The organism is Streptomyces sp. WM6386, assembly GCF_000972385.1.
Classification (GTDB): domain Bacteria; phylum Actinomycetota; class Actinomycetes; order Streptomycetales; family Streptomycetaceae; genus Streptomyces.
Window position 1 is genome coordinate 1 of record NZ_JXTE01000412.1, and the last position, 543, is coordinate 543.

The window sequence follows — 543 nt, forward strand, 5'->3', positions numbered from 1 at the left end:
CGCGTCATCATCGACTTCGTCATGAACCACACCAGCGACCAGCACCCGTGGTTCCAGGAGTCCCGCAAGGACCCCGACGGCCCCTACGGCGACTACTACGTCTGGGCCGACGACGACAAGCAGTACCAGGACGCCCGGATCATCTTCGTCGACACCGAGGCCTCCAACTGGACCTTCGACCCGGTCCGCAAGCAGTACTACTGGCACCGCTTCTTCTCCCACCAGCCGGACCTCAACTACGAGAACCCGGCGGTCCAGGAGGAGATCACCTCCGCGCTGCGGTTCTGGCTGGACCTGGGAATCGACGGCTTCCGCCTCGACGCGGTGCCATACCTCTACCAAGAGGAAGGCACCAACTGCGAAAACCTTCCGGCGACCCACGAGTTCCTCAAGCGGGTCCGCAAGGAGATCGACGCACACTATCCGGACACGGTGCTGCTGGCCGAGGCCAACCAGTGGCCCGAGGACGTCGTCGACTACTTCGGCGACTACCAGTCCGGCGGCGACGAATGCCACATGGCCTTCCACTTCCCCGTCATGCCC

The 543-nt window shown here is 63.9% G+C and carries 1 protein-coding gene; it reads left to right on the top strand.

The annotated features are described in order from the left end of the window. Nucleotides 1-543, top strand: a 543-nt coding sequence (locus tag TN53_RS41995; RefSeq protein ID WP_046264168.1) for an alpha-amylase family glycosyl hydrolase, incomplete at both ends; no start/stop codon positions are given.